Annotated in this window: 21 protein-coding genes and 1 tRNA gene; 7 read left to right on the top strand and 15 right to left on the bottom strand. The window is 64.0% G+C overall.

The genetic code is table 11. The annotated features are described in order from the left end of the window. Positions 1-57 precede the first annotated feature (57 nt). Genes GC121_RS10200 through GC121_RS10230 form a run of 7 tightly spaced genes read right to left on the bottom strand, consistent with a single transcriptional unit; the run spans position 58 to position 9,131 of the window. Entirely contained in the window at positions 58-1,155 is a 1,098-nt protein-coding gene (locus GC121_RS10200; protein ID WP_151974179.1) for an NAD(P)/FAD-dependent oxidoreductase, read from the bottom strand. Beyond that, entirely contained in the window at positions 1,152-1,850 is a 699-nt protein-coding gene (locus GC121_RS10205) for a methyltransferase domain-containing protein (protein WP_234421196.1), read from the bottom strand. Before GC121_RS10205 ends, GC121_RS10200 begins: the two co-directional genes overlap by 4 nt. After that, positions 1,831-2,892 carry a type III polyketide synthase gene (locus tag GC121_RS10210; RefSeq protein ID WP_151974180.1) on the bottom strand — a complete coding sequence of 354 codons (1,062 nt, stop codon included), beginning with the start codon at positions 2,890-2,892 and terminating at the stop codon, positions 1,831-1,833. Before GC121_RS10210 ends, GC121_RS10205 begins: the two co-directional genes overlap by 20 nt. 31 nt (positions 2,893-2,923) lie before the next feature. After that, the gene (locus GC121_RS10215; RefSeq protein WP_234421197.1) at positions 2,924-3,838 is read right to left on the bottom strand and encodes a nitronate monooxygenase family protein; all 915 of its coding nucleotides are present in this window, start codon (positions 3,836-3,838) and stop codon (positions 2,924-2,926) included. Continuing rightward, entirely contained in the window at positions 3,838-5,628 is a 1,791-nt protein-coding gene (locus GC121_RS10220) for an acyl-CoA dehydrogenase C-terminal domain-containing protein (protein WP_151974181.1), read from the bottom strand. The genes GC121_RS10215 and GC121_RS10220 overlap by 1 nt, the downstream gene beginning before the upstream one ends. A 21-nt stretch (positions 5,629-5,649) precedes the next feature. Beyond that, on the bottom strand, positions 5,650-7,995 hold the full coding sequence (locus GC121_RS10225; RefSeq protein WP_151974182.1) for a 3-hydroxyacyl-CoA dehydrogenase/enoyl-CoA hydratase family protein: 2,346 nt from the start codon (positions 7,993-7,995) through the stop codon (positions 5,650-5,652). Beyond that, the gene (locus GC121_RS10230; protein ID WP_151974183.1) at positions 7,995-9,131 is read right to left on the bottom strand and encodes a thiolase family protein; all 1,137 of its coding nucleotides are present in this window, start codon (positions 9,129-9,131) and stop codon (positions 7,995-7,997) included. Before GC121_RS10230 ends, GC121_RS10225 begins: the two co-directional genes overlap by 1 nt. 160 nt (positions 9,132-9,291) lie before the next feature. Between GC121_RS10230 and GC121_RS10235 the strand changes: the two genes are divergently transcribed. Both GC121_RS10235 and GC121_RS10240 read left to right on the top strand, forming a co-directional pair. Beyond that, entirely contained in the window at positions 9,292-11,055 is a 1,764-nt protein-coding gene (locus GC121_RS10235) for a long-chain fatty acid--CoA ligase (RefSeq protein WP_234421199.1), read from the top strand. Then, positions 11,048-11,479, top strand: a complete 432-nt coding sequence (locus GC121_RS10240) for a MerR family DNA-binding transcriptional regulator (RefSeq protein WP_151974184.1) — start codon at positions 11,048-11,050, stop codon at positions 11,477-11,479. The genes GC121_RS10235 and GC121_RS10240 overlap by 8 nt, the downstream gene beginning before the upstream one ends. 43 nt (positions 11,480-11,522) lie before the next feature. Here GC121_RS10240 and GC121_RS10245 read toward each other — a convergent pair. Next, a tRNA-Val gene (locus tag GC121_RS10245) sits at positions 11,523-11,597 on the bottom strand. Positions 11,598-11,689: 92 nt separating this feature from the next. After that, a complete protein-coding gene (gene cpdR, locus GC121_RS10250) occupies positions 11,690-12,064 on the bottom strand; it encodes a cell cycle two-component system response regulator CpdR (protein ID WP_151974185.1) in 375 nt (124 codons plus the stop codon). A 117-nt stretch (positions 12,065-12,181) separates the two neighbouring features. Between cpdR and GC121_RS10255 the strand changes: the two genes are divergently transcribed. Next, the gene (locus GC121_RS10255) at positions 12,182-13,153 is read left to right on the top strand and encodes an N-formylglutamate amidohydrolase (protein WP_234421201.1); all 972 of its coding nucleotides are present in this window, start codon (positions 12,182-12,184) and stop codon (positions 13,151-13,153) included. 231 nt (positions 13,154-13,384) lie between these two features. On the opposite strand, the gene GC121_RS10260 is transcribed toward GC121_RS10255, so the two are convergent. Together GC121_RS10260 and GC121_RS10265 are read right to left on the bottom strand one after the other, a co-directional pair. Then, positions 13,385-14,179: a SapC family protein gene (locus GC121_RS10260; RefSeq protein WP_151974186.1), complete on the bottom strand. Its 795-nt coding sequence runs from the start codon at positions 14,177-14,179 to the stop codon at positions 13,385-13,387. Between the two features lie 132 nt (positions 14,180-14,311). Next, positions 14,312-15,736: an FAD-binding oxidoreductase gene (locus GC121_RS10265; protein ID WP_151974187.1), complete on the bottom strand. Its 1,425-nt coding sequence runs from the start codon at positions 15,734-15,736 to the stop codon at positions 14,312-14,314. 148 nt (positions 15,737-15,884) lie between these two features. Here GC121_RS10265 and GC121_RS10270 point away from each other — a divergent pair, with 148 nt between their 5' ends. From GC121_RS10270 to GC121_RS10285, 4 genes are all read left to right on the top strand, one after another. Continuing rightward, positions 15,885-16,478 (top strand): hypothetical protein, encoded by a 594-nt coding sequence (locus GC121_RS10270; protein ID WP_151974188.1) that lies wholly within the window; start codon positions 15,885-15,887, stop codon positions 16,476-16,478. Positions 16,479-16,595: 117 nt separating this feature from the next. Further along, complete coding sequence (locus tag GC121_RS10275; RefSeq protein WP_151974189.1) at positions 16,596-18,068, top strand: DEAD/DEAH box helicase; 1,473 nt, start codon at positions 16,596-16,598, stop codon at positions 18,066-18,068. A gap of 44 nt (positions 18,069-18,112) precedes the next feature. Then, on the top strand, positions 18,113-18,931 hold the full coding sequence (locus GC121_RS10280) for a sterol desaturase family protein (protein ID WP_151974190.1): 819 nt from the start codon (positions 18,113-18,115) through the stop codon (positions 18,929-18,931). An 82-nt stretch (positions 18,932-19,013) separates the two neighbouring features. Continuing rightward, a complete protein-coding gene (locus GC121_RS10285; RefSeq protein WP_151974191.1) occupies positions 19,014-20,000 on the top strand; it encodes an SDR family oxidoreductase in 987 nt (328 codons plus the stop codon). Here the strand turns inward: GC121_RS10285 and GC121_RS10290 are convergent. From GC121_RS10290 to GC121_RS10305, 4 genes are all read right to left on the bottom strand, one after another. Beyond that, positions 19,997-20,884, bottom strand: a complete 888-nt coding sequence (locus GC121_RS10290; protein ID WP_151974192.1) for a DMT family transporter — start codon at positions 20,882-20,884, stop codon at positions 19,997-19,999. The genes GC121_RS10285 and GC121_RS10290 overlap by 4 nt on opposite strands. A 116-nt stretch (positions 20,885-21,000) precedes the next feature. Beyond that, on the bottom strand, positions 21,001-23,289 hold the full coding sequence (locus GC121_RS10295) for an ATP-dependent helicase (protein ID WP_151974193.1): 2,289 nt from the start codon (positions 23,287-23,289) through the stop codon (positions 21,001-21,003). 50 nt (positions 23,290-23,339) lie between these two features. Then, a complete protein-coding gene (gene rsmD / locus GC121_RS10300; RefSeq protein ID WP_151974194.1) occupies positions 23,340-23,885 on the bottom strand; it encodes a 16S rRNA (guanine(966)-N(2))-methyltransferase RsmD in 546 nt (181 codons plus the stop codon). Continuing rightward, a complete protein-coding gene (locus tag GC121_RS10305) occupies positions 23,882-24,667 on the bottom strand; it encodes a pseudouridine synthase (protein ID WP_234421203.1) in 786 nt (261 codons plus the stop codon). Before GC121_RS10305 ends, rsmD begins: the two co-directional genes overlap by 4 nt. Positions 24,668-24,676 lie beyond the last annotated feature (9 nt).

Here is a 24,676-nt window from a genome sequence, read left to right on the forward strand (position 1 = left end):
GGGGCTTCCCTGCCTCTTGATTGGATTGGACCTGTTGGGGGGCGTGTTAGCAGAGCTTTACGTCTGTGCAAGGGAGGGGGCGGGCGGAATCCGCGCGCCTTCGGCGAAAGTCGTAACCAGCGCGGGCGCGATGCGGGCGAGGGCGAGCCCGGCGCGGGCACCCAGCGGCGTTTCCGCCATGTGCCACAGCGCGGCGGCGAGGCGCACCGGGCGGCGGGCGCGGGTGGCAAAGGCGCGTTGGTATTCCTGCGCGCTACGGCCTGTGCGGAAGGCGCTGGCCGCAGCGACTCCGCTGGCGATGGCGATGGAATTGCCTTCGCCTGCCAGCGAGGGGATCACCGCCGCCTGATCGCCCAGACGATAGAGGCCGGGGGAAGTCTCGCGGCAAATCCAGCCATAGGGCACCGCGCCGATCGTATCGACGCGGGCTTCTTCCCAGCCTTCGCCAAGTCTGTCTGCCAAAGCCCTGTTATCCTGCGCAAGTTTGGCAAACAGCGCGACGGGGGAGCCTCCCGCGCAGGCGAGGGCGGACTTGCGCACGGCGAGGCAGATATTGGCCGAACCGCCTTCTTGCAGCACGATGCCGACATAGCCTCCGGGGAACAGATGTAGTTCTATCGCGCCGCCCAGCAGCCGGTCGCGTGCAGGCGAGGCGGGCAGGCGGAGGCGGATGCCCACGGTTGTATCCTTGGCGGTTCGCGGTCGGCTGTGCCCGCGCAGATCGTGCTTGCCGGTGGCGAGGAAGATGCTGCGCGAATGGTATTCCTCCTGCGCGCCCATTGCGTATCCTTCGCCAAGGCCTTTGATCGTGTCCGCGATAAAGCGCGCGCCCTGCGCCAAGGCGATGCGGCGCATTTCGCTGTCGAGCGCGTGGCGGCTGAGGCCATAGGCGCGGTGAGGCAGGGCGACCTCGCGCATATCCTGCCCCGCGAAGAGGCGCAGCGTGCTGACCTTATGCGCGCCGAGGCGGGCTATATCGATGCCGAGCGTATCCAATTGCTCCGCCGTGCGCCAGCTGAGGAACCCGCCGCAGAGCGGATCGCCGACCGTCGCGTCACGGTCGATCAGGGTGCAGTCCACCCCGCGCGCGCGCAGGGTGATCGCCGCCGCGCAGCCTGCGGGGCCAGCGCCGAGGATGAGCGGGTGCGCGATCACCGGAACTGCGCAACGCAAAGGCGGAAAGGAAAGAAGCGTTGGATGTCAGCGCCGCCAATCCCCGCTTCGGACAGCAGGCTTGCCCATTCGGCGGGGCGGTAGGATCGGGCGATGGAGGTGCGGCCATCGCTCCGCACAATCGGATGCCAGCGGGCGAGGCTCGCCAGCAGCGGATAGCCCGCATAACTAAGCGCGTGGCGATGCAGATCGTTCACGAACCACCCGGCGCGGGATTCGGCCTCCATAAAGCGCAGGAAGGCGACCAATTCGGCGCGGCTCATATGGTGGGCGACGAGGCTGGAGATGACGCAATCCCACTCGCCGCCCGCCAGATCGGCATAGTCACCGGTGCGATAGGTGATCGGCAGGCCCGGCGGGGTGGCGGCAGTTGCAGCGGCTTCGCTGCGGGAATTGAGATCGATGCCAACCAGTTCCGCTGCGATCCCGCGCTTTTGCGCCCAGCGCGCCACTTCGCGCAGCATATCGCCCTGTCCGTATCCGACATCGAGCAGCCGGAAGCGGGTGCGGCTTTTCAGCGCGAGCTCCAGAAAGGCGATTGTGGGGCGATAGGCCATGGTGACGCGGTTGACCTTGACCAGATCCGCCAGCACCGCGCGATAGGTCGCTTCCGGCAAACCCGGATCGTCCATTAGCTCGTCGGCGTGCAGGCGCTCCTCAAGCATCGACCCAGCCATAGCGCACACCTTCCATCGCCAGCCCCGGCCCGAAAGCCAGCGCGACGCCGCTTTCCGGTCGCTCGCTCAGCAGCCGTTCGAGCACGAAGATCACGGTAGCGGACGACATATTGCCGAAGTCATTGAGCACGCTGCGCGAGGCGTCCAGCGCATCGGCAGGCAGGGCCAGCCCGCGTTCAACCGCGTCGAGGATCGACTTGCCGCCGGGATGCACCGCCCAGCTTTGCGGCGGGGCATCGCCGGTGATGGCGGCGCGTAGATCATCGCTGTCCATCGCCTCGGCGAGCCGACCGGGTACCGCGCCCGAGAGGTGCATGGCAAAGCCCGTATCGCCCACACTCCAGGTAATCAGATCGTCGCTTTCCTCCAGCGTGGCCGAAATCCCCTCGCCCAGCGCCAGCCCTTCGCCGCTGCCGCTCACCAGCGCCGCCGCCGCGCCGTCGGCGAATTGCGTCATGGCGAGCAGGCGTTCGAGATCGTCGGTTTCCTGCAAATGCAGCGTGCACAGCTCCACCGCGATGGCGAGCACCTTTGCGTCCGGCTGCGAGCGGACGATGTGCCCGGCGGTGCGCAACAGTGTTACGCCCGCATAGCAGCCCATAAAGCCGATGCTCACCCGCTCGACATTGCTCGCAAGGCCCAGCCTGCGGGCAATCACCTGATCGAGGCCGGGCGCCATAAAGCCGGTGCACGAGGCGATGACGAGATGCGTCACCCCGTCGAGCGAAGGGAGCTTGGCCACCGCTTTGATCGCCAGATCGGGCGCGTGGGCGGCGTAGTGCGCCATGCGGCTGGCCGTGCCGGGCGCGTCGCCATTGCGGTAAAAGCTGCCCGGTTCCATCCGCGCATCGGCGACATCCAGCACGGAGTAACGATGCGCGATCCCGCTGCGCGCCTCCATCCGGGCATACAAAGCCGCCTCCCGCTTTCCGGCGAGCAGTCCGCGCACCCAGTCAGTATAGGCGGAATGCACATCGCAATCGGGCACGGCGGTGCTGATGGCGGTGATGCGGGGCACGGGGGAAGCGCGGTGGTCAGTCATCGGACCGGCCACCGCGTGTACAAGGCGGGAATTATCCGCAGATTCTGGCTTTGGCAGCGTCATACTCGGCGATAAGTTGTTCACATATCACCTTCGCTGGCAACACCTCTTTAGTGGCACCCACGCCGTGTCCGGCAGACCAGATGGTCTTCCACGCCTTCGCCTCTTCATTGAGCGACATTTCGCCCGGCGCGTGCTCGATGCTCGCGGCGTTGAGGCTGGGGGTGAGGAAATTGGCGCCGACACCTGTGACCTTGTCGGTATAGGTGATGTCCTTGGCTTCGGAATCGATCATCATCGCCTTCTGGCCGTCGACCGCCATGCTTTCCTTGGCGGCGATGAAGTGGCTGCCGATATAGCCGAAATCAGCGCCCATCGCTTCGGCCGCGAGAACGTGTCCGCCATGTGTCATGCAGCCCGACAGGATGATCGCGCCGTCAAAGACTTCGCGGATTTCACTGACCAGCGCAAAGGGGCTGAGCGTTCCGGCATGGCCACCGGCACCGGCAGCAACGGCGATAATGCCGTCAACGCCCGCCTCGGCAGCCTTTTCGGCGTGGCGACGCTTGATGACATCGTGGAACACGAGGCCGCCATAGGAATGCACCGCCGCCACCAGATCGGGCACTGCGCCCAGCGAGGTGATGATAAGCGGCACCTTGTGCTTCACGCACAATTCCAGATCGGTCATCACCCGCGGGTTCGACTGGTGGACGATCAGGTTCACGCCATAGGGCGCGGCATCATCGGGCAGGCGATCCTGGATTTCCTTCAGCCAGTCCTCAAACCCTTCGCTGGTGCGCTGGTTGAGGGCGGGGAACGTGCCCGCGATCCCCGCTTTGCACTGTTCCACCACGAGATCGGGGCCGGAACACAGGAACATCGGTGCCGCAATCGCGGGAATGCGGCACCGTGCCTTGAAGTCCTGCCAGTTGCCGGTGGCCATCAGAAGGCGTCCGCCGGCATATCCATCATGCTCGCCTTGCCGCTCCGGATCGCCATGAACTGCGCCGTTGCGGGCGGCAGCAGACGATCGAAGAAGAACTGCGCGGTGATGAGCTTGGACTTGTAGAACTGCTCGTCCTCCACGCCTTCCGCCAGCTTGGCGTGCGCCAGCTTGGCTGCCTTGGCGAAGCAGTAACCCATCGCCACGAAGCCGAGCAAACGCAGGTAATCGGTTGCCGCAGCCGCCGCTTCCTCGGGATCGGACAGGCCCTTTTGCGCGATATGCGCGGTCGAGAGTTGCAGCGCGCCAAAGCTCTGCTGCAACGCGCCGACGATCTTGCCGATCTGCGGGTCTGCCGCGTGGTCTTCGATGAACTGGCTGACCGGGTGGAAGAAGGCGCGCAGATTGCGGCCCATCCGGTCGGGCAGCTTGCGGCCCACCAGATCGAGCGCCTGAATGCCGTTCGCGCCTTCGTAAATCTGCGCAATGCGGGCATCGCGGGCAAACTGTTCGATCCCGGTTTCCTGGATATAGCCGTGTCCGCCATGCAGCTGGATCGCCATCTGCGTCGTCTCGTGGCCGAGATCGGTGAACAGCGCCTTCACCACCGGCGTCATCAGCGCGATGAAATCACGGGCACGTTCGCGTGCTTCGGGTTCGGGCGAGGCGTGCTCGGCGTCCAAGGCACGGCTGACCCAAGCGGAGAGCGCACGGCAACCCTCATTATAGGCGCGCATGGTCATCAGCATCCGCCGCACATCGGGGTGCACGATCAGCGGGTCGGCAGGGCCATCGGGGTTCTTCACGCCCGACAGCGAACGGCCCTGCAAGCGATCCTTGGCGTAATAGACCGAGGACTGGTACGCGATTTCACCCATGCCAAGTCCCTGGATGCCCACGGCAACCCGCTCGGTATTCATCATCGCGAACATCGCTTCGAGGCCGCGGTTTTCCGGCCCGACCAGCCAGCCTTTCGCCCCGTCAAAGCTCATCTGGCAGGTGGCGGAGGCTTTCAGGCCCATCTTGTGCTCGATCGCGGTGGCGTAGGCCGGATTGCGATCGCCCAGCGAATAGTCTTCCTTGGGCATATATTTGGGCACGAGGAACATCGAAATGCCCTTCACGCCCGCAGGCGCATCGGGAAGGCGGGCCAGCACGAGGTGGATGATATTGTCGGCCAGATCATGGTCTCCGGCGGAGATGAAGATCTTGTTGCCGGTGATCAGATAGCTGCCGTCTTCCTGCGGTTCCGCCTTGGTGCGCAGCATCCCCAGATCGGTGCCACAATGCGGTTCGGTGAGGCACATGGTGCCCGTCCATTCGCCATTGGCCATCTTCGGCAGGTAAAAGTTCTTCTGGTCTTCGCTGCCATAGGCTTCGAGGCTCACCATCGCGCCGCCAGTCAGACCCGGATAAAGGCCGAAGGAGAGATTCGTCGAACAGCTCATTTCCTCGACGCATTTGGCGAGGCTGTGCGGTGCGCCCTGGCCGCCCCATTTGGGGCTGACGGCGAGACCGGCCCAGCCGCCTTCGCAGAACTGCTTGTAGGCCTCGGGGAAACCATCGGGCGTGCGCACGACACCGTTTTCGATGCGGCAACCCTGCTGGTCACCCGGCCAGTTGAGCGGCAAGAGGACATCGCGGCACAGCTTGTTGGCTTCTTCAAGGATAGCGGCGCGCATATCGGCGTCGAAATCCTCGAACCCTTCGAGATTTCCGAAGCCGTCGTCTTCGTGCAGCTCTTCCAGATTGAAGCGCATATCGCGGATGGGTGCTTCATAGACTTGCATGGGACAAATCCTCTCTCTGTTCTAGTTACGCAGGGGCTTGCCGGTTTCGAGCATATGCTCGATCCGGGCCACAGTATGCGGATGGCGGGCCAGCTTCATGAACGCTTCCTGTTCCAGCTTCAGCATCCGGTCTTCGGTAACAGTTTCCATCGGATCGGTATTCCCGCCCGTTAGGACGTATGCCAGCTGTTCGGCCACCACCTCGTCATGCGGGGTGGCGATGCCGCGGCTGCGGAAGCTTTCCACCGCCAGCTTCAGCGCCGCTGCACCGGCAGGGCCGGGCAGGCGGAATTCGGGCTTTTCGGGCGGCGTGTAGCCGTCCACCATAGCGAGCGCGCGTTGCTTGGCGTCATACAGCAAGCGGTCGCGGTTCATGGTCACCTGATCGGTGTGGCGCAGGAAGCCGTGTTCCTTCGCCTCGGCCGCCGATTTCGCCACCGTCGCGGTCGAGATGATCTCGAAGGCTTTGGAGACGGCAGGCATTGGGCCCTTGGGGTGGCGCGGGTTCTTCTGCCAGCGGTCGATCAGCTCGCTGCATCCGCCCCAGCCGGGGATGATGCCAACACCGGTTTCGACAAGGCCGATATAGGTTTCGGCGTGCGCCTGGATGGCATCGGAATTGAGGCACACCTCGCATCCGCCGCCCAGCGCCAGACCGAAGGGCGCGGCGACGACGGGGAAGGGCGCGTATTTCAGCGCCTTGTAGGCCGCCTGACCGCCCGCCACCGACTTTTCGACCTCGCTCCACGCGGCGATGTTCAGCGCGAACAGCGCAAGGCCGAGATTGGCACCGGCGGAGAAGTTGGAGCCTTCATTATAGACGACCAGCGCCTTGTAATCCGACTTCACCAGCGGGATTGCCTGCTGGATCAGCTTCATCACCTGCTCGTCGAGCGCGTTCATCTTGCCGGTGAATTCGAGCGCGACCACGCCGTCACCCACATCCCACAGTGCAGCCGAACCGTTCTTGAGCAGCGGCTCGCTCGCCAGCTTGATGTCTTCGAGCAGCAGCACGCCTTCGGGGCGCACAACGTCGTGATATTCGCCATCGGTGCCGAAATATTGGCGCTTGCCGTTCTCGATGCGGTAGAAGCTCTTGTCGCCCACCTGTTCGAGAAGCGGCGGCACCGGATACTCGCTCGCTTTGAGCTTCTCGACGAGCTTGGCAGCGCCAATCACGTCGATCATCTCGAACGGACCCATCTTCCAGTTGTAGCCGAGCTTCATCGCATCATCGACGCCGACAACGGTCTTGGTCGCTTCGGGAACAATGCTGGCGGCATAGGACAGCGTCGGGCCGAGCACCGCCCAGGCATAGGCGCCGACCTTGCCCTTGGTTTCGATCAGCTTGCCAAGATCGCCGCGCGCCGCAGAACCGTGGACGATGCCGGGACGCGCCGCCGGGCGGTATTCGCCCGACTTCAAATCCTTCGCCATCTTGGTGCGCGAACCATCCGCGCCCTTTTCCATCGTGTAGAAGCCACCCTTGCCCTTGCGGCCGGTGTAGCCGGTGGCAATCATGTCCTCGATCAGCTTCTCGCTCCGGGCGATCTTCTGGTACCAGTCATCCGCCGGAAGCGTGCTGGTGAGCGACTTCATCAGATGCGGCATCAGGTCGATACCGATGAGGTCGATGAGGCCGAACAGGCCGGTTTTGGGCACACCCATCGGGCGGCCGCCGATCTCGTCCGCCTCTTCCACAGTGACGCCCAGATCAAAGGCGGAATTGACCGCCTGCTGGATCCAGAACGTGCCCACGCGGTTGGCGATAAAACCGGGCGAATCCTCGGCATCGACCACGCTCTTGCCGAGCTGACGATCCACGAAGTCGCGCACCATGCCCACCGTGCCGGCATCGCTCTGCGGGCCAGCCACAATCTCGATCAGCCGCATATAGCGCGGCGGATTGAAGAAGTGGGTGATGAGGAAATCCCGCTTGAATGCATCAGAGCGGCCATCGGTCAGCTGGGCGAGGGGAATGGTCGAGGTGTTTGACGACACCGCCGTGCCGGGCGTGCGCACGGCTTCCAGCTTTTCATACAGGCTTTGCTTGATGTCCAAGCGTTCGATGATTGCTTCGACCACCCAGTCGCATTCGGCGACCTTGCCCAGATGGTCTTCGATATTGCCCGTTTCGACCAGCTTGGCCGCGCGCTTGCTCATGAAGGGCGCAGGCTCGGTCTTGAGCATTTTGGCGACGGCGCCTTCGGCCACCGCGTTGCGATTGTCCCCGTCCTTGGGCAGGATATCGAGCAGCAGCACGGGAATGCCGGCATTGGCGACCTGTGCGGCAATCCCGGCACCCATCGTGCCGGCGCCGATGACGCAGACTTTCTTGATGGATTTGGTTTGAGTGTTCTCTGGCATTATGCCTTCTCCAGGATCGTAGCGATGCCCTGACCGCCGCCGATACACTGCGTGCTCAGCGAATACTTGCCGCCTTCGCGCTGGAGCAGCGCCGCTGCCTTGCCGACGATGCGCGCCCCGGTGGCACCCAGCGGGTGGCCGATGGCAATCGCGCCGCCATCCAGGTTGATCTTGCTTTCATCCGCGCCCAGATCGCGGATCGTGGCGATGGACTGGCTGGAGAAGGCCTCGTTCAGTTCGATCACATCCATGTCGTCAATCGTCAGGCCAGCGCGCTCCAGCGCCTTCTGGCTCGCGCCGACGGGGCCGATGCCCATGATTTCGGGCGCGCAGCCGGAAATCGCCATGCTCTTGATCTTGGCCATGACGGTGAGGCCGTTCTTCGCGGCGTAGTCTGCCGAGCAGACGAGCACAGCGACCGCGCCATCGGTGAGCGGGCTGGAGGTGCCAGCGGTGACGGTGCCGTTCTGGTCGAAAGCGAGCTTGAGGCCAGCGAGGTCTTCCGCCGTGGTGCCGGGGCGCGGGGTGCCGTCGCTGTCCACCACCGTGCCATCGGGCAGGGTGTAGGGCACGATTTCATCCGCGAAGGCATTCTTGGCGATGGCAGCCGCAGCCTTCTCCTGGCTCTTCACCGCGAAGGCTTCCTGCTCCTCGCGGCTGATGCCGTATTTCTTGGCGACGTTTTCCGCCGTGTCACCCATGCCGAGATAGGCAGCGCTCTTCTTGGCGAGTTCTGGGTTCGGCATGGGGTTGAAACCGGTCATCGGCACGCGGCTCATGCCTTCGACACCGGCGGCGATGAACACCTCGCCCGCGCCCATCGCGATCTGGCCAGCGGCGTAGTGGATGCTGCTCATCGAAGAGCCGCAGAACCGGTTCATGGTGATGCCGCCCACGCTCAGCGGCAGGTCAGCCAGCAGGGCGACGAGGCGACCGATATTGAAGCCCTGCTCGCCTTCGGGGAAGGCGCAGCCCATCACGATGTCTTCGATATCCTCAGCCTTCACGCCGGTCTTTTCGATCAGCCCGCGAATCGTGTTCGCCGCCAGATCGTCGGGCCGGGTCTTGGCCAGAGCGCCTTTGTAAGCGAGGGTGAAGGGGGAGCGGACATAGCCCGCAATTACGACATCGGTCATGGTTTTGACTGCCTTTCCTCTGCATTTCGCAAGGTCGATTGACCTTTTGCGCTGAATGGTTACGATAAAGTCTGTTACTTGACGTATACGTTAAGGGCAAGGGAATCAAGCCGCCTCTCACACCCGCTGCAACTTTTGTTTGGCGATTTGAAGGCGGGGGATGAAGAAAGGATATTTCATGGTCGAGGTGCCCGAAGGGTTCCGCCTGATGGACACGAGCCGCTTCATGAACGCGGATGGCACCATCCGTCCGCGGCTGCTGACTGAAGCGCTCGACCATGCGGTCGCCACCTGGCCGGACCGCGTGTGCGTGGACTTCCTCGGCCGCGAATGGACCTATGGCGAAATCGGCAATCTGGTTGACCGCGTCGCGACCGGCCTGCAGGCCGAAGGGCTGGAGCCGGGCGACCGCTTCGGCCTGTGTCTGCCCAACACGCCCTATTCGGTCATCATGTTCTACGCCGTGCTGCGTGCAGGCGGCATGGTGGTCAATATCAACCCGCTTTATTCCCAAAGCGAAGTCGAATTCCTCATTACCAATGCGGGCGCGAAGATGGTGGCCGTGCCCGATCTTGAACTGCTGCATTCCAAAGTCGCCAAAGCGTGGGGCAAGGCGGATGAGGCAGGCCATGTGCCGCTGCAAAAAGTGGTGCTGTGCCCGATGGCGGATGTGCTGTCCTTCTGGAAATCGGTCGGCCTGCGCACGGTGAAACGTTCCTCGCTGGCGCAGCGGCAGGACGGCATCGCCTATCTTGATTACCGCGATCTGGCGGCGCATCCGGCCAATCCCGCGCCGGTCAAGCAAGACCCCGAAGATGTGGCGGTGCTGCAATATACCGGCGGCACGACCGGTCGGCCCAAAGGCGCGATGCTGACACACCGCAGCCTTGCCGCCAATTCGGCGCAGATGATGCTCCATGTCGGGGTTGAGCGCGACCAGCAAGAGCGCACGCTGGGCGTGCTGCCGCTGTTCCATGTGTTCGCGCTGACCTGCGTGCTCAATTTCGGCATTGATACAGGGTCAGAGCTTGTCCTGCTGCCGCGCTTCGAAATGGACGAGGTGCTCAAATGCGTGAAGCGCAAGCCGCCGACGCAGATGTTCGGCGTGCCGACGATCTACAACGCGCTCGGCTCGCTGCCCGATGACAAGGTGCCCGATCTGTCCTCTGTGCTGACCAGCTGTTCGGGCGGCGCGCCGCTCCCGCTGGAAGTGCGGATGCAGTTCGAAAAGCGCACCGGTTCGATTGTTTCAGAAGGATATGGCCTCACCGAAGCCTCGCCGATCATCACCAGCAACCCGCTGCTTGGCCGCCAGCCGGTGAAGGAAAACTCCGCCGGGCCTGCCTTCCCGCACACGATCATCGAACTGCGCGACGAGAAGGGCGAACTGGTCGAAGGCATCGGCCCCGATCATCGCGGCGAGATTTGCGCGCGCGGGCCGCAGATCATGAAGGGATACTGGAACCGCCCCGATGCGACGAAGGACACCTTCTTCGGCGAATCCCTGCGCACCGGCGATATCGGCTATCTCGACAAGGACGGCTATCTGTTCATCGTTGACCGGATCAAGGATTTGATCCTGTGCAGCGGATACAATGTCTATCCGCGCATGATCGAAGATGCGGCGTACGAGCATCCGGCGGTGAAGGAAGCGGTCGCCATTGGCGTGCCCGACGATTATCGCGGCGAAGCGCCCAAGCTGTTCATCGCCCTGCATGATGGCGAGGATCTGGACGCCGCGACCTTGCACGCCTTTCTCAAGATGCGGCTCAATCCCATTGAAATGCCCGACTCTTACGAATTCCGCGACGAGCTTCCCAAGACGCTGGTCGGCAAGCTCGAAAAGAAGGCGCTGGTGGCCGAGGAGAAGGCCAAGCGCGATGCGGCAGCCGCCACTGCAACGGATGGAGGCCTGAATGCCTGATAGCGTGGCAACCATGTATGAGGCGCAAGGAAGCGAACCTTTGAAGTCGATTGCCGAGGCCGCCGACGCGCTTGGCGTGACCCAGCGCACTCTGCGCTTTTACGAGGACAAGGGCCTGATTGCGCCACAGCGCGTGGGCACGATGCGCGCTTATTCGAAGCGCGAAATGGGCCGGATGCAGCTGATCCTGCGCGGCAAAAGGCTGGGCTTCTCGATCCGCGAGATCGGCGAGTTTCTCTCGCTCTATGACGAGGACGAGGGCGCGAAGGTGGAGCAGATGCGTCACCTGCAATCGCGCATCCACCAGCGGCTCGCCGAACTGGTGGAACAACAGACCGCGATCGAACAGACGATTGCCGAGCTGGAACAGATGGATGCCGAGGCGCAGGACAAGATCGACCGGCTGAGCCTGCGCAGGCAGTAAGCTGCCTTGGGCCGGGTGATCGGGATTGCGGGGGTTTTCCGAATGGTGGGCGTAGCAAGGATTGAACTTGCGACCCCTACGATGTCAACATAGTGCTCTACCACTGAGCTATACGCCCGCACCATTCGTGTTGCCGCGCCATGTTTCGCGCGGCAAGGCGGGCCATCTAGCGCCGCCTCTATCAACTGGCAAGTCCCTATCGGGGAAGAATCAGAGCGAAGCGGCCGCCACGTCGTCGAACAGACGTTCGACTTCCAGCACCAGATCCTTCAGGTGGAACGGCTTGGACAGCATTTTCGCGTGCGGTGCGTCGCGCGTGGCGCGCAGCGAGACGGCGGCAAAGCCGGTGATGAACATCACCTTCGTCGTCGGGCTGATGTCGTTGCAGCGTTGCGCCAGCTCGATCCCGTCCATTTCAGGCATCACGATGTCGGACAGCAGCAGATCGTAAATTTCGGTTTCGATCAGCGGCAGCGCCTCGATGCCCGAACTCACCGCCATAACCGAATACCCCGCCTGCTCCAGCGCGCGCTTGAGATAGGTGCGCATGGCGGTGTCGTCTTCGGCCAGCAGGATTCGGATCATGGCAGGGTGCCTCTTACTGTTTTGTCTTGGCGGGTGCGGCCCATTACCCAGAAAGATGTAACAAAGTCTTGCCCCGATTTGCGGGTGGCCAGCTTTGGAACACCGCGCTTTGACTTCGTGGATAAAGCCCGCCAGCACGGGGCCATGGCGCTTTTCGATCAGCCTTGGGGCGATTCGCCCACGCAAAGCGGCGGGCGTGTGCCCGGCGCCGAGGGTGTGCCCGCCTTCGTCCTGCGCAGGCCGCGCGCGAATCCGATCCCCGTCCTGATCGCGGTGCCCCATGCCGGGCGCTTCTACCCGCCCGCGCTGACCGCTGCGCTGCGCCATCCGCGCGAGGCGGGTCTGCGGCTGGAAGACCGCTATATCGATCTGGTGGCGGATCGCGTCGCCCGCGCCACGGGGGCCGGTCTGCTGCTGGCCCATGCGCCGCGGGCGATGATCGATCTCAACCGCGCCCCCGATGATATCGACTGGGAGATGGTGCAGGGCGGGGGCAGCGCGGTGCGCGCGCGGCTTACCGCCGGGCGCAGGGCGCGCAGCGGGCTTGGCCTCGTGCCGCGCCGCCTGCCGGGCCTGGGCGAGCTTTGGCGCGCGCCGATCAGCCGTGCCGCGCTCGAAGAACGGATCGCCTGGGTGCACCAGCCTTACCATGCGGCGCTGGCGAAAACGCTCGAATCGATGCGCGACCGCTGGGGCGCGGCGCTGCTGCTCGATCTGCATTCGATGCCCCCGCTCGGCCCCAAAAGCGGGCCGGAGGCGGCGGTGGACTATGTGATCGGCGACCGGTTCGGCGCAGCCTGTGACAGCCGTCTGGTGGGTGCGACGCTCGATCATTTCGAGCGCAAGGGCGCCTCTGTCGCGCACAACCGGCCCTATGCGGGCGGCTATGTGCTCGACCGGCACGGCGCGCCCGCGCGCAAGATCAGCGCGATGCAGCTGGAAGTGTGCCGCAGCGCCTATCTCGATGCCGCGATGCGCGAACCCGCCGAAGGGGTGGATGCCGTCAGCGAGACGATTGCGGGCCTTGTCCGCCTGCTGGCCGACGAGGTGGTGGCGGGCGGCTTCGGCTTTGCCCAAGCGGCGGAATAGGCAGCATCAGGCCACAACGAAAAAACCGCCCCGTGCATAAAGCACGAGGCGGCCAAGGTTCAGGGAGGAGGTGCACGGGGGACGTGCACCAATCCGGCAAGGCCATGAGGGGAGCGCCTGCCGGACTTCTGCAATTTAGGTCGTCTGCCGTGTTCTTCAAGAGCCAGCAAAAAGGCGGCGCTCCGTTGCCGGAACGCCGCCTTTGGTGCGTTTACAATGCGTTGAAGGCGGTTAGGCCTGCGGGATCGCCGCGCCATTGGCGCCAGCCATCGGGCCCTTGCCCTGTTCCACTTGGCGGGCAAAAATGTTGCGCATCAGTTCCAGCGAGAACAGGTGCGCGAAGATCAGCGGCAGCAGACCGTTCTCGTTCCACTTGCGCAGCTGGTCACCGCGCAGTTCGCGCAGCTTTTCTTGGTTCACCATGCGGAAGCCGCGATAGGTGAAGGGCTGTTCCGGATTGTCGCGGCGCTGGATCGAAATCTCGCCGTCCATCAGCAGGTCGGCCTTGGCCAGCTCTTCCATGAACAGCTGGGTCTTGCCACCGGCTTCCTCGAACTTCTCGCAGAAGTTGAGCAGCTGCTGGCAGTGGTCCGACGGGGTCTTGTCGTCGTTGAACAGGCGCTCGCCATCTTCGAAATCGCCCACCAGACCGCTCGTCGGGTCAAAGCACAGCGACAGCGAATCCGTGTCGGGCTGCAGCTTGGCGAGCAGGAAGGGATAGCGGCGGACATAGGCGGGAACGTAAGGCGTGCCGAGCGGCTTGCCTTCATCGTCAAAGAACACGTTCACGCCTTCGTTGAGGCCCATCAGCGCCAGCGGCACCGGACGCTCGCCCGAGGAGAAGATGATCGGATAATCGCGCTGTGCCACGGGGAATTCTTCCACCGTCAGCGGAATGGCGTGCTGCTTGGCAATCCACGGCGCCTTGTCGGTGGTGCGGCCTTTCCAGCCAAGGTGATCGTTGCTGTTGAGCGGAACGAGTTGCGAATAGAGGATAGGCAGTTGCGGGTTCGGCGCGCTGGCCATGGTAGTCTCTCCGGTCAGGGATGGTCAGGCAGTGCAACAGGAGGAGCATGGCTCCACGCCGGGGCACCGTAATGTCAGGGGGCGGGCCTTAGAGCGTGTCAGAGGGAAGGGCAAGCGTCTGCATGGCCTAGGCTACCCGTCGGTATCAACCAGCTTGCCCGGATTGAGCAGCCCCTGCGGATCGAGCGCGCGTTTCACCGCCCGTAGCATGGCCAGATGCACCGGATCACCGACCCGCGCCAGCTCCGCCCGCTTCATCTGCCCGATGCCGTGTTCGGCGCTGATCGAGCCGCCCCAGGCGGTGACTTCATCATGCACGAAACGGCTGATGGCCTTGCCTTCGCGCTCCTCCCATTCGCCGCGCACCGCTCCTGCGGGGGCGATGGCGTGGAAGTGGACATTGCCGTCGCCCAAATGGCCGAAAGCGATGGCGCGGGTGCCCGGAAAGCGCGCTTCCAGCTTGGGCGCGGTGGCGGCGATAAAATCGGCCATCCGCGCCACCGGAACCGAAATATCGTGCTGCATCGCGGGGCCATGCGCGCGCTCGGCAGCGGAAATCGAATCGCGCAGCAGCCAGAATTGTTCGGCCTGCGCTTCGCTGGCGGCAATCGTCGCGTCTTCGATCAGCCCTTCCTCGAACGCGCTGGCGAGCAGATTTTCGGCAAGCGCAGGTAGGGCTTCGGCGCTGGCGGCATCGCCCGCCAGTTCGATCAGCGCGTGCCAAGGGTGCTCGCCTGCCAGCGGGGCGCGCGTGCCGGGGACATGATCGAGCACGGCGGTAAGCGAGGATTGCGGGATGACTTCGAACCCCTCCAAAGCGTCGCCCGCTACCTTCTGCGCATGGAGCAGAAGCGCGCGCGCATCGGTGATCGAGGAAAGCCCCGCCCACAGCACGCTGCGCCCGGCCAGCGCGGGCTGCAATTGCAGTGTGGCCGCGGTGACAATCCCCAGCGTCCCCTCCGAACCGATCAGCAGCTGCTTGAGGTCAAACCCGCGATTGTCTTTCTTCAGCGGCGTCAGCGCGTCGAACACCGTGCCATCGGCCAGCACCGCTTCGATCCCCAACACCTGCGCGCGCATCACCCCGTGGCGCAGCACCTGCGTGCCGCCCGCATTGGTCGAGATCAGCCCGCCAATGGTCGCCGATCCCTTGCCGCCCAGAGTGAGCGGGAAGCGCAGGCCTTCGGCTTCGACCGTGTCGTGGAGCGTTTGCAGCACCACACCCGCATCGCAGGTGATCTCGCGCGCCGCCGCGTCAAACCGCCGGATCGCCGCCATCCGCCGCAGCGAGAGCAGGATAGCGGTGCCGCTCGCATCGGGGGTTGCGCCGCCGCACATTCCGCTATTCCCGCCTTGCGGCACAATCGGCACGCCATGCTCGGCGCACAGTCTGACCAATGCGGCGACCTCCGCAGTCGAGGCGGGCGAGGCGAGGCCGATGGCGCGCCCGGTATAGCGCCCGCGCCAATCGGTCAGCCACGGATCGACCAGCTCGCTATCTTGCGTCCAACCGCGCGGGCCGAGCAGGTTGGCCGCTGCAAGTGCAAATTCGCTCATGGCCTGCCAATGCCATTTTGGTGGCGGGATTGCCAAGCAGTTAAGCCAACATTCAATCCCGCGCGCTAGGAGAGTGGCCAAGCGATGGCGCGTTTGGCATCGCATTGCTTGCCCGAGGCCCAACAAATAGGCCGCTGTGACAGGATTGATGAAGCACAAACTCCCCCTTCTTTTGCTGGCATTTCTGGTCGCTCCGCTGCTCGCGGTGTGGCTGGCGGTGCAGGTGGAGGCGCAGGACGCTGATCCGCTGCGGCCGGGGCAGGTCAACGGGCCGCAATCGGTGCCGCTGACGGGCAGCAGTCCCGGCCAGTTGCCGCCGTTCAACACATTGGAGGAAGCGCGGCAGCCGGTTGTGCAGCATCAGGTGCGCATCCGTGGCCGCGTGGTCGTGCGCGTGACCCCCGGCCCGCGCGATGCACGCAGCGAAATGCTGGCAGAACTGCCCCGCCGCCCGCTCAGCACAAGCTATGCCGAGGCGGAATTCGGCGAATGCGTGACCGCGAACAATGTCATCGGCGTGCAGCCGAGCAATGACGGGCGGCTGCTGTTCTTCACCAACCAGAACCAGATTCTGGCAGCGCGGCTGGTCGAAGGCTGCAATGCGCGCGCTTTCTACGCAGGCTTTTACACCGAACGCAGCAGCGACGGGCGGCTGTGCGTCAATCGCGACCGTTTGCAGTCGCGCGCCGGGGCCAGTTGCCAGATTGCCCAGTTCACCCGCTTGGTCGCCATCGCCGATTAATTCGCGGGCACTGCGCCACCTTCACGAATCTTGACTTTTCACCCCTGTGCTGCATAGGGCGCGCGTCTGCTTGCAGCGCATTGCCGCTCCTGCCCTTATCTTCGGAAACACCGCGCTTTGACCACTTTTGCCGATCTCGGCCTTTCGCCCCAATTGCTCCAAGCTGTGGAGGAGGCGGGCTATACCACGCCGACCGCGATCCAGGCGGAGGCGATCCCTTCGGTGCTGATGATGCGCGACATGATCGGTATTGCACAAACGGGCACGGGCAAAACCGCCAGCTTCGTGCTGCCGATGATCGATGTGCTGGCCAATGGCCGCCGCCGCGCGCTGATGCCGCGCTCGCTGATTCTGGAGCCGACCCGCGAACTCGCGGCGCAGGTGGCGGAGAATTTCGAGAAATACGGCAAGAACCACGATCTCAAAATGGCGCTGCTGATCGGCGGCGTGCAGATGGGCGAGCAGGTGAAGGCGCTGTCTGACGGCGTGGACGTGCTGATCGCCACGCCGGGCCGGATGATGGACTTGTTCGAACGCGGCAAGATCCTGCTTTCGGGCTGCGAATTGCTGGTGATCGACGAGGCGGACCGGATGCTCGACATGGGCTTCATCCCGGATATCGAATTTATCTGCTCCAAACTGCCCGAACAGCGCCAGACGCTGCTGTTCAGCGCCACCATGCCGCCGCCGATTACGAAGCTGGCGAAAACCTTCCTCAACAACCCCAAGCGCATCGAAGTGAGCCGGGCGGCATCCACCAATGCCGACATTACCGCCTTCAAAATTCCGGTCGCCACGCGCGAAAAACGCGAAACCCTGCGCTGGCTGCTGCGCAATGATCTGGTGGAAACCGCGATCATCTTCGCCAACCGCAAGACGACGGTGCGCGAGCTCAACAAGAGCCTGCAACAGCACGGGTTCAAATCGGGCGAAATCCACGGCGATATCGACCAGAACCAGCGCAATGCCGAATTGCAGCGGTTCAAATCGGGCGAGATCAATATTCTCGTTGCCTCCGATGTTGCTGCGCGCGGGCTCGATATCAAGGGTGTCTCGCACGTCTTCAACTTCGATACGCCGTGGCACCCCGACGATTACGTGCATCGCATCGGCCGCACCGGCCGCGCTGGCGCTAAGGGGCGGGCCTTCACCTTCGTCGCGCCCGAGGATGCAGAGGCGATCGCCAATGTCGAGAAGCTGACCGGCGCGACAGTGCCTGTGTTCGGCAAGAAGGACGTGCGCGTCGAACTGCCCAAGGCTCCGGCACCCAAGACCCGAGACACATCGGGTGATGACGATACGGCGGAGGAAAAGCCCAAGCGCCAGCGGTCGCGCAGCCGTGACGATGCTGATGCCGAAGCCGCACCGCGCGAACGCCAGCGCAAGCCGCGCGAAGAGAGCCGCCGGGAAGAGCGCAAGCCGGAGCCCAGACCGGAACGCAAGCCAGAACCGCGCCGGGACGACCGCAAGGCCGAATCCCGCAGCGCCGAACCGCGCGGGCGCGGTCGCTATCCGCAGGATGATCCGCCGGTGCCCGCTGGCGAATGGAACGGCCCGAAACCCGCTTTCCTCGACATCTCGACCAGCTGAAATCTTAAGCGGAAATTAGGGCTTTTGCGGGCATGAACCCCCGCATGGACGCTGTGCTTTCCACCATCTGGAGCCCGCTGCGCGATACCGCGCCGATGGCGCTGTTCTTTATCCTGCTGGCCGTGATCGTGAAACGCGCCGCGATCCTCGAAGCGATGCGCCGCGTGCGCCGCGAGGCGACCACCAATGTGCTGCTATTTGCGATCAACAGCATGATTGTCGCGCCGCTGGTGGCGATCCCGTTTCTCACCATCACCGGCATCGTTGACGGCGAGCGCTGGTTTGCCGGGTTCTGGGCGGGAGTGCCGGGCGTGGTCGTCTTGCTCGTCACCATCCTGCTGATCGATCTGGTCGCCTATTGGCGGCACCGGCTGGAACATCATCCCGCGCTCTGGCGCTATCACGCAACCCACCATGCTGACACCGCGATCCACTGGCTGAGCGTCCATCGCAAGCATCCGGTCGGCAAGGCGCTGTCGATGCTGGTCGATTTGCTGCTGGTGCTGGCGCTGGGTCTGCCTGTCTGGGCGATTGTGCTGGCGGGTGTGATCCGGACCTGGTGGGGCACGTTCATCCATGCCGATGTACCGTGGACCTTGGGCCCGCTCGGCAAAGTGCTGATTTCTCCCGCCGCGCACCGGTTGCACCATATCCGCGATGAAGCGCTGATGGGCACCAATTACGGCAACACCGTCACCCTGTGGGACAGGCTCTTCGGCACCTATGTCGACCCTGCCCCCTATATCGATTGCGAAACCGGCATCGAAGAGGGCACGCGCGGCTTGCTTGGGGAACTCGCGCGGCCGTGGGAGAAGCGGTATCGCGCGGACGCCACCCTAGCGGGCGAGGCCGGAGCCGCCTGATCGCTGCATAATTGGCGGAACTGTTGCCGAGGGGCGGATTTGGTATGGTAGCCACCATCCAGACCGAACCGAGGAACCCGCCATGCCTGATATCACCCGCCGTAGCCTGCTCGCCGGAACCGCTGCCTTGGGCGCGGTCGCTGCCACCGGCGTGCGGGCGCAGGAGGCCTACACGCCGCGCAATCTGAGCGGCACTTCGGTGCTGATCACCGGCTGTTCGTCGGGCTTCGGGCGACTGGGGGCGGAGCATTATGCGCGGGCCGGTGCGAAGGTTTTCGCCACCATGCGCAATCTGCCGCGTCCCGAAGGTGCCGAACTGGCCGGACTGGCCGCAGCCGAGGGGCTGGACATCCACATCCTCGAAATCGACGTGCTCTCCGATGAAAGCGTTGCAGCGGGCGTCGCCGAGGCGGAGCGCATCAATGGCGGGCCGCTCGATGTGCTCGTCAACAATGCCGGCATCGGCATTACCGGCCCTGCCGAGGTGCAGGACATGGAAGCGACGCGGTTGATTTTCGACACCAATGTTTTCGGTTGCCAGCGCATGGTGCGCGCGGTGCTGCCGGGAATGCGCGCGGCAGGGAGGGGGCTGATTATCCCCATCAGCAGCCAGCTGGGCCGCGTAATCGTGCCCTATTCGGGGCATTACTCCGCCACCAAATTCGCGCTGGAAGCGATGGGCGAACAACTCGCCTACGAACTCGTGCCGCACGGCATCGACGTGGCGATTGTCGAACCCGGCGGCTACCCGACTGATGTGTGGGTCAACCGCAATATCTACACGCGCAGCTTGCGCGAACGGGCGGAGGAGCGGCACACTTCGGGCTATTCGGCAGTCGTGAGCCGCATGGGCGAGGAAGACGGCTCAGGCCGCAGCGCCGACCCGATGGACGTCCCCCGCGCCATCGAACAACTCATTGCTATGGCCCCGGGCACACGGCCCCTGCGGATGCCGGTAAGCGGCGGCTTCGTGCCGCAGACAGAGATCAACCGCGTGACCGCAGAAACGCAAGTGGGTTGGCTCGGACAGAGCGGGTTCGGGGATGCGATACGGGCGGTGCATGACTAGAGCCTGGGCCGCACCAGCAGTCCCTTAAAGAAGGTCGCGCTCGGGCGGATCGTGATAACGAGCACACCTGCTACCGCCAAAGCTCCGCCCACCAGCATCAGCCCGCTCACCTCGTCACCGGTAATGCTTGCGCCCATCAGGATGGTGAAAATCGGCGTCAGCAGCGTGATCGGTGCGACGACGCCCGCCTCGTTGCGTTGCAGGACATGGAAATAGGCGGTGTGTGCGAAGACCGAGACGACGAGCCCCGAAAAGGCAAGCGATGCGCCGAATGGCAGCGGCGCGGCGGTGACCGCGCCGACCTGACCTTGTTCCAGCAATAGGCTTAGCGGGAACAGCAACAATGTCGAAAAGAACCCCGCCCACGCCATCAGGCGGAGAGGGGAAAGGTCGATTTGCTTTAGATAGACCGATCCGAGCGCGCCGACGAACGCTCCGGCAAAGATAAAGAGCAATCCTGTGCTGTTCGCCCATCCGGCGGGAGAGGCCACTGCGAGCAGCACGCCTGCCAGCGCCAGCGCAATGCCGATCCCGCGCCGCCAACGGACTTTCTCGCCAAGGATCACGATGGCCAGCAACACCGTCATCGGAGCACCGGACAGTTGCACGATGGCGGCCGAGGAAGGGGTGGCATCCTGCAAGCCGACAAACATGAGCGCAAAGCCGAGCCCGCTGACAGACGTGGTCACCAAAGCGACCCGCCACCAGTCCTTCCCCGGCCATTGCAGCCACGGAATGAGCGCCGCGACGACGACCAGCGAGCGCAGCGCAGCAAAGAACAGCGGCGGAACGGCGAGATCGGTAACGACAATCCGGCTGACAATAACGTTCGCCGCCCAGATGACGCAGAGCAAGACGAGGAGGGCGATATCGCGAAAGGGCATGGGGAGCGATTAGCAGGGGTTTCCAGAAAAGCGGAGTGCGCTTGCTGCAACATCAATTGATTGTACGAAACTCGCCGTTGATCTCTTCGAGACACCGCCCGCTGCCTGCTTCACACTCACCCCAAACTCACAAAGCTATCAATCACCCGCTTTTCGCCCGCGTGGTCGAAGGCGATCAGCAGCTTGTTGCCTTCCTGCCCCGTCACCTCGCCATAGCCGAATTTCTCGTGGAAGACGCGCATTCCTACGGTGATGTCGGTGCGGGGCCGCGAGGCGAAGCTGGCGGCGCTGCTGGTGCTTTCGCGCACACGTTGCTGCTTCGTGTCATAGCCTGTCGCCAATGCCCGTTGCCAGCCGGGGCCGCGTGCGGAGGAGCGTTCGGGGCGGCTTTGTGAAACATGCGCGAAGGGGTCTTCGCTCTCGCTCCAATTGGCTTGCCACAGCGATTTGCCGCCCGTCATCGTGGTTTCCACCTCGATCTGCTCTTCCGGCAATTCCTCGACAAAGCGGCTGGGGATGGAGCTGTTCCACTGGCCAAAAATCCGCCGGTTCGCCGCGTGCAGGATCGTGCATTTGCGCCGCGCGCGGGTGATCGCGACATAGGCGAGGCGGCGTTCCTCCTCCAGGCTGGCGAGCCCGCCTTCGTCGAGTGACCGCTGGCTGGGGAATACGCCTTCCTCCCAGCCGGGCAGGAAGACGTGGTCAAACTCCAGCCCCTTTGCCGCGTGCATCGTCATGATGGTGACCTTCTCGCCATCATCGCGCGCGTCATTGTCCATCACCAACGCGACGTGTTCGAGGAAGTCTTCGAGCGTTTCGTATTCCTCCATCGCGCGTGCGAGTTCGGTGAGGTTCTCCGCGCGGCCCGCGGCCTCGGGCGAGCGGTCTGCTTTCAGCATCGCGTCATAGCCCGATTCCTCCAGCACGGCGCGCATCAGGTCAGCAGGCGTCACTGCCTCCGCCATCGCGCGCCATTGGACGAACAGCCGCATAAGATTGGCGATAGTGCCGCGCGCACGGGCGGGCAGATCGTCGCTATCGGCCAGTTCCAGCCCGGCTGCGGCGAGCGGTTGGCCGGTACGGCGGGCGTGCTGGTACATCTTCTCCAGCGTTTTATCGCCAAGCCCGCGCTTGGGCTGGTTGTAGATCCGCTCGAACGCCAGATCGTCCGCCGGCTGCGCGATCACCCGCAGATAGGCCAGCGCATCGCGGATTTCGGCGCGTTCGTAGAACCTGAAGCCGCCGACGATCCTGTAGGAAAGCCCGATCTGGATGAAGCGGTCTTCAAATTCGCGAGTCTGGTATTGCGCGCGTACGAGGATGGCGATCTGGTCGAGCCCCAGCCCCTCGCGCTCCAGCCGCTCGATTTCCTCTCCGACGCGCCTTGCTTCCTCGGGTGCGTCCCACACGCCGATGACGCGCACTTTCGGGCCTTCGGGCAGCTGCGTCCACAGCGTCTTGCCCAGCCGCTGGCTGTTCGCCGCGATCAGCCCGCTGGCGGCGGCGAGGATTTGCGGGGTGGAGCGGTAATTCTGTTCCAGCTTGATGACTTTCGCGCCGGGAAAATCCTTGTCAAACCGCAGGATATTGGCGACCTCTGCCCCGCGCCATGAATAGATCGACTGGTCGTCATCCCCCACCACGCAGATATTTTTTCGGCTCTGCGCGATCAGGCGGAGCCACAGATACTGGACGGCGTTGGTATCCTGATACTCGTCCACCAGCACATATTTGAACCGCTGGCGATATTGCTCCAGCACGTCGTGATGCTGGCGGAAAATGGTGAGGACGTGCAGCAGCAGGTCGCCGAAATCGCAGGCGTTGAGGCTGATCAGCCGCGCCTGATAGAGGCGGTAGATCTCCTGCCCCCGGCCATTGGCGTAGCTTTCATTGTCCACCGGCGTCAGGTCGGCCGGAGTCAGCCCCTTGTTCTTCCAGCTATCGATCAGCCCCGCAAGCTGGCGCGGCGGCCAGCGCTTCTCGTCAATCTCGTGTTCGCGGATCAGCGTTTTGAGCAGGCGCAGCTGGTCGTCGGTGTCGATGATGGTGAAATTGCTTTTCAGATCGACCAATTCGGCATGGCGGCGCAGCATTTTCGCGCCGACCGAGTGGAAGGTGCCGAGCCACGGCATCCCTTCAAGCGCGCCGCCGGTCAGCCTGCCCACCCGCTCACGCATTTCACGCGCAGCCTTGTTGGTAAAGGTGACGCAGAGGATTTCGCTCGGCCACGCCAGCCGCTCGCGAACGATATGGGCGAGGCGATGGGTAAGCGCGGCGGTTTTGCCCGTGCCCGCACCCGCCAGCATCAGCACAGGGCCTTCGGTCGTCAGCACAGCCTCGCGCTGCGGATCGTTCAAGTGCGCCAGCCATTCGGGCGTGGGGGAGAGGGCAGGGGGAGTCGTCACCGGTGAACAGGTAGAGAACGCGTGTGTTGCCCGCAAGGGCGGCGCGGGCCTTATTCGGGCATCCTGAAGAACACCAGCTTCGCCGCGCCCACCTTGCGTTCGGATTCCACCTCCAGGCGGCGCACCTGCGCGTCTTCCTTGACGCCGATTTCCAGCGTGACCCATGTCGCCGGGCCAATCCAGCCGAGCCGGACCAGCTTGTCGATCGCCACCGCGCCCGCGCCGGATTTGTAGGGCGGATCGAGCATGATAAGGTCAAGCGGCTGCTTCGCTGGGCCGAGGCTGAGCACCGATGCCGCCATCACATCGCATTGGGCCTGCGCGCGCAAAGCGGCGATATTCTTGCGCAGCGCGCGGATGGCGGCGGCGTCCTGCTCGACAAACAGGCAATGCGCCGCACCCCGGCTCAGCGCCTCCAGCCCGAGCGCGCCGGAGCCTGCGAACAGGTCGGCGACGCGCAGATCGGCAAAGCTGCCAAGCCGGCTGGTGAGCATGGAGAACAGCGTTTCGCGCGTCCGGTCAGATGTGGGCCGCGTGGCATCGCCCGGCGGCGCGGTGAGCGGGCGGCGCTTCCATTCCCCGGCGATGATTCTCATGATGCAAGGCTCGCGCGGAACCGCTCGACATCTTCCTTGCCGATTTCCACCGCTGCACCGCGCGGCAAGTCGGCGAGGCCGAAGGGGCCGTAGGCGGTGCGGATCAGCCGGTTCACTTTCAGCCCGAAATGTTCGAGCACGCGGCGCACTTCGCGGTTCTTGCCTTCGGTGAGCGTCAGCTCGATCCACTGGTTCTGGCCAGTGCGGCGTTCCAGATTGGCATCGATCCGGTCATACCGCATTCCGTCCACTTCGACGCCCTCGATCAGCGTTTCGAGCTGTTCCTGCGAGATATCGCCAAAGGTGCGCGCGCGGTAGGTGCGCGGGATTTCGCTGCTCGGCAATTCCATTTGCCGCTTCAGGCCGCCATCATTGGTGAGCAGCAGCAGCCCTTCGGTATTCATATCCAGCCGCCCGACCGGCATCATCCGGGGCGTGCCCTGCGGCAAGGCATTGCGCAAGGCGGCGTAGATCGTCGGGCGGCCGGAGAAATCGCGCTCTGCCGTCAGCAGGCCGGTGGGCTTGTGAAAGGCGAACAGCCGCGTGCGCTCGGGCTTGGCGACCGGTTTGCCGTCCACCGTCACGCCGTTGAGGCTGGTGAGGAAGGTGGCGGGCGAGGTGACAAAGTCCTCGCCGATCTTGATGCGCCGATCTTCGATCATCCGCTCGATTTCACGGCGGCTGGCAACACCCGCACGGGCGAGCAATTTGGCGATGCGGTCGCCCTCGGGGCGTTCATTTTCGGACATAGCACGGCCCTTATCCGCAGAGAGCCCGTTCATCCAGCCTTC

The sequence above is a fragment of the Erythrobacter sp. EC-HK427 genome (assembly GCF_902498745.1).
GTDB lineage: Bacteria > Pseudomonadota > Alphaproteobacteria > Sphingomonadales > Sphingomonadaceae > Alteraurantiacibacter.

What these genes read in the sequence shown, in the direction of transcription:
- GC121_RS10285 (WP_151974191.1), top strand. Translation starts at nt 19,014, where the DNA reads ATGCCTGATATCACCCGCCGTAGCCTGCTCGCCGGAACCGCTGCCTTG.
- GC121_RS10280 (WP_151974190.1), top strand. Translation starts at nt 18,113, where the DNA reads ATGGACGCTGTGCTTTCCACCATCTGGAGCCCGCTGCGCGATACCGCG.
- cpdR (WP_151974185.1), bottom strand. Translation starts at nt 12,064, where the DNA reads ATGATCCGAATCCTGCTGGCCGAAGACGACACCGCCATGCGCACCTAT.
- GC121_RS10260 (WP_151974186.1), bottom strand. Translation starts at nt 14,179, where the DNA reads ATGGCCAGCGCGCCGAACCCGCAACTGCCTATCCTCTATTCGCAACTC.
- rsmD (WP_151974194.1), bottom strand. Translation starts at nt 23,885, where the DNA reads ATGAGAATCATCGCCGGGGAATGGAAGCGCCGCCCGCTCACCGCGCCG.
- GC121_RS10235 (WP_234421199.1), top strand. Translation starts at nt 9,292, where the DNA reads ATGAAGAAAGGATATTTCATGGTCGAGGTGCCCGAAGGGTTCCGCCTG.
- GC121_RS10305 (WP_234421203.1), bottom strand. Translation starts at nt 24,667, where the DNA reads ATGAACGGGCTCTCTGCGGATAAGGGCCGTGCTATGTCCGAAAATGAA.
- GC121_RS10225 (WP_151974182.1), bottom strand. Translation starts at nt 7,995, where the DNA reads ATGCCAGAGAACACTCAAACCAAATCCATCAAGAAAGTCTGCGTCATC.
- GC121_RS10265 (WP_151974187.1), bottom strand. Translation starts at nt 15,736, where the DNA reads ATGAGCGAATTTGCACTTGCAGCGGCCAACCTGCTCGGCCCGCGCGGT.
- GC121_RS10230 (WP_151974183.1), bottom strand. Translation starts at nt 9,131, where the DNA reads ATGACCGATGTCGTAATTGCGGGCTATGTCCGCTCCCCCTTCACCCTC.
- GC121_RS10220 (WP_151974181.1), bottom strand. Translation starts at nt 5,628, where the DNA reads ATGCAAGTCTATGAAGCACCCATCCGCGATATGCGCTTCAATCTGGAA.
- GC121_RS10205 (WP_234421196.1), bottom strand. Translation starts at nt 1,850, where the DNA reads ATGGCTGGGTCGATGCTTGAGGAGCGCCTGCACGCCGACGAGCTAATG.
- GC121_RS10215 (WP_234421197.1), bottom strand. Translation starts at nt 3,838, where the DNA reads ATGGCCACCGGCAACTGGCAGGACTTCAAGGCACGGTGCCGCATTCCC.
- GC121_RS10240 (WP_151974184.1), top strand. Translation starts at nt 11,048, where the DNA reads ATGCCTGATAGCGTGGCAACCATGTATGAGGCGCAAGGAAGCGAACCT.
- GC121_RS10270 (WP_151974188.1), top strand. Translation starts at nt 15,885, where the DNA reads ATGAAGCACAAACTCCCCCTTCTTTTGCTGGCATTTCTGGTCGCTCCG.
- GC121_RS10290 (WP_151974192.1), bottom strand. Translation starts at nt 20,884, where the DNA reads ATGCCCTTTCGCGATATCGCCCTCCTCGTCTTGCTCTGCGTCATCTGG.
- GC121_RS10210 (WP_151974180.1), bottom strand. Translation starts at nt 2,892, where the DNA reads ATGACTGACCACCGCGCTTCCCCCGTGCCCCGCATCACCGCCATCAGC.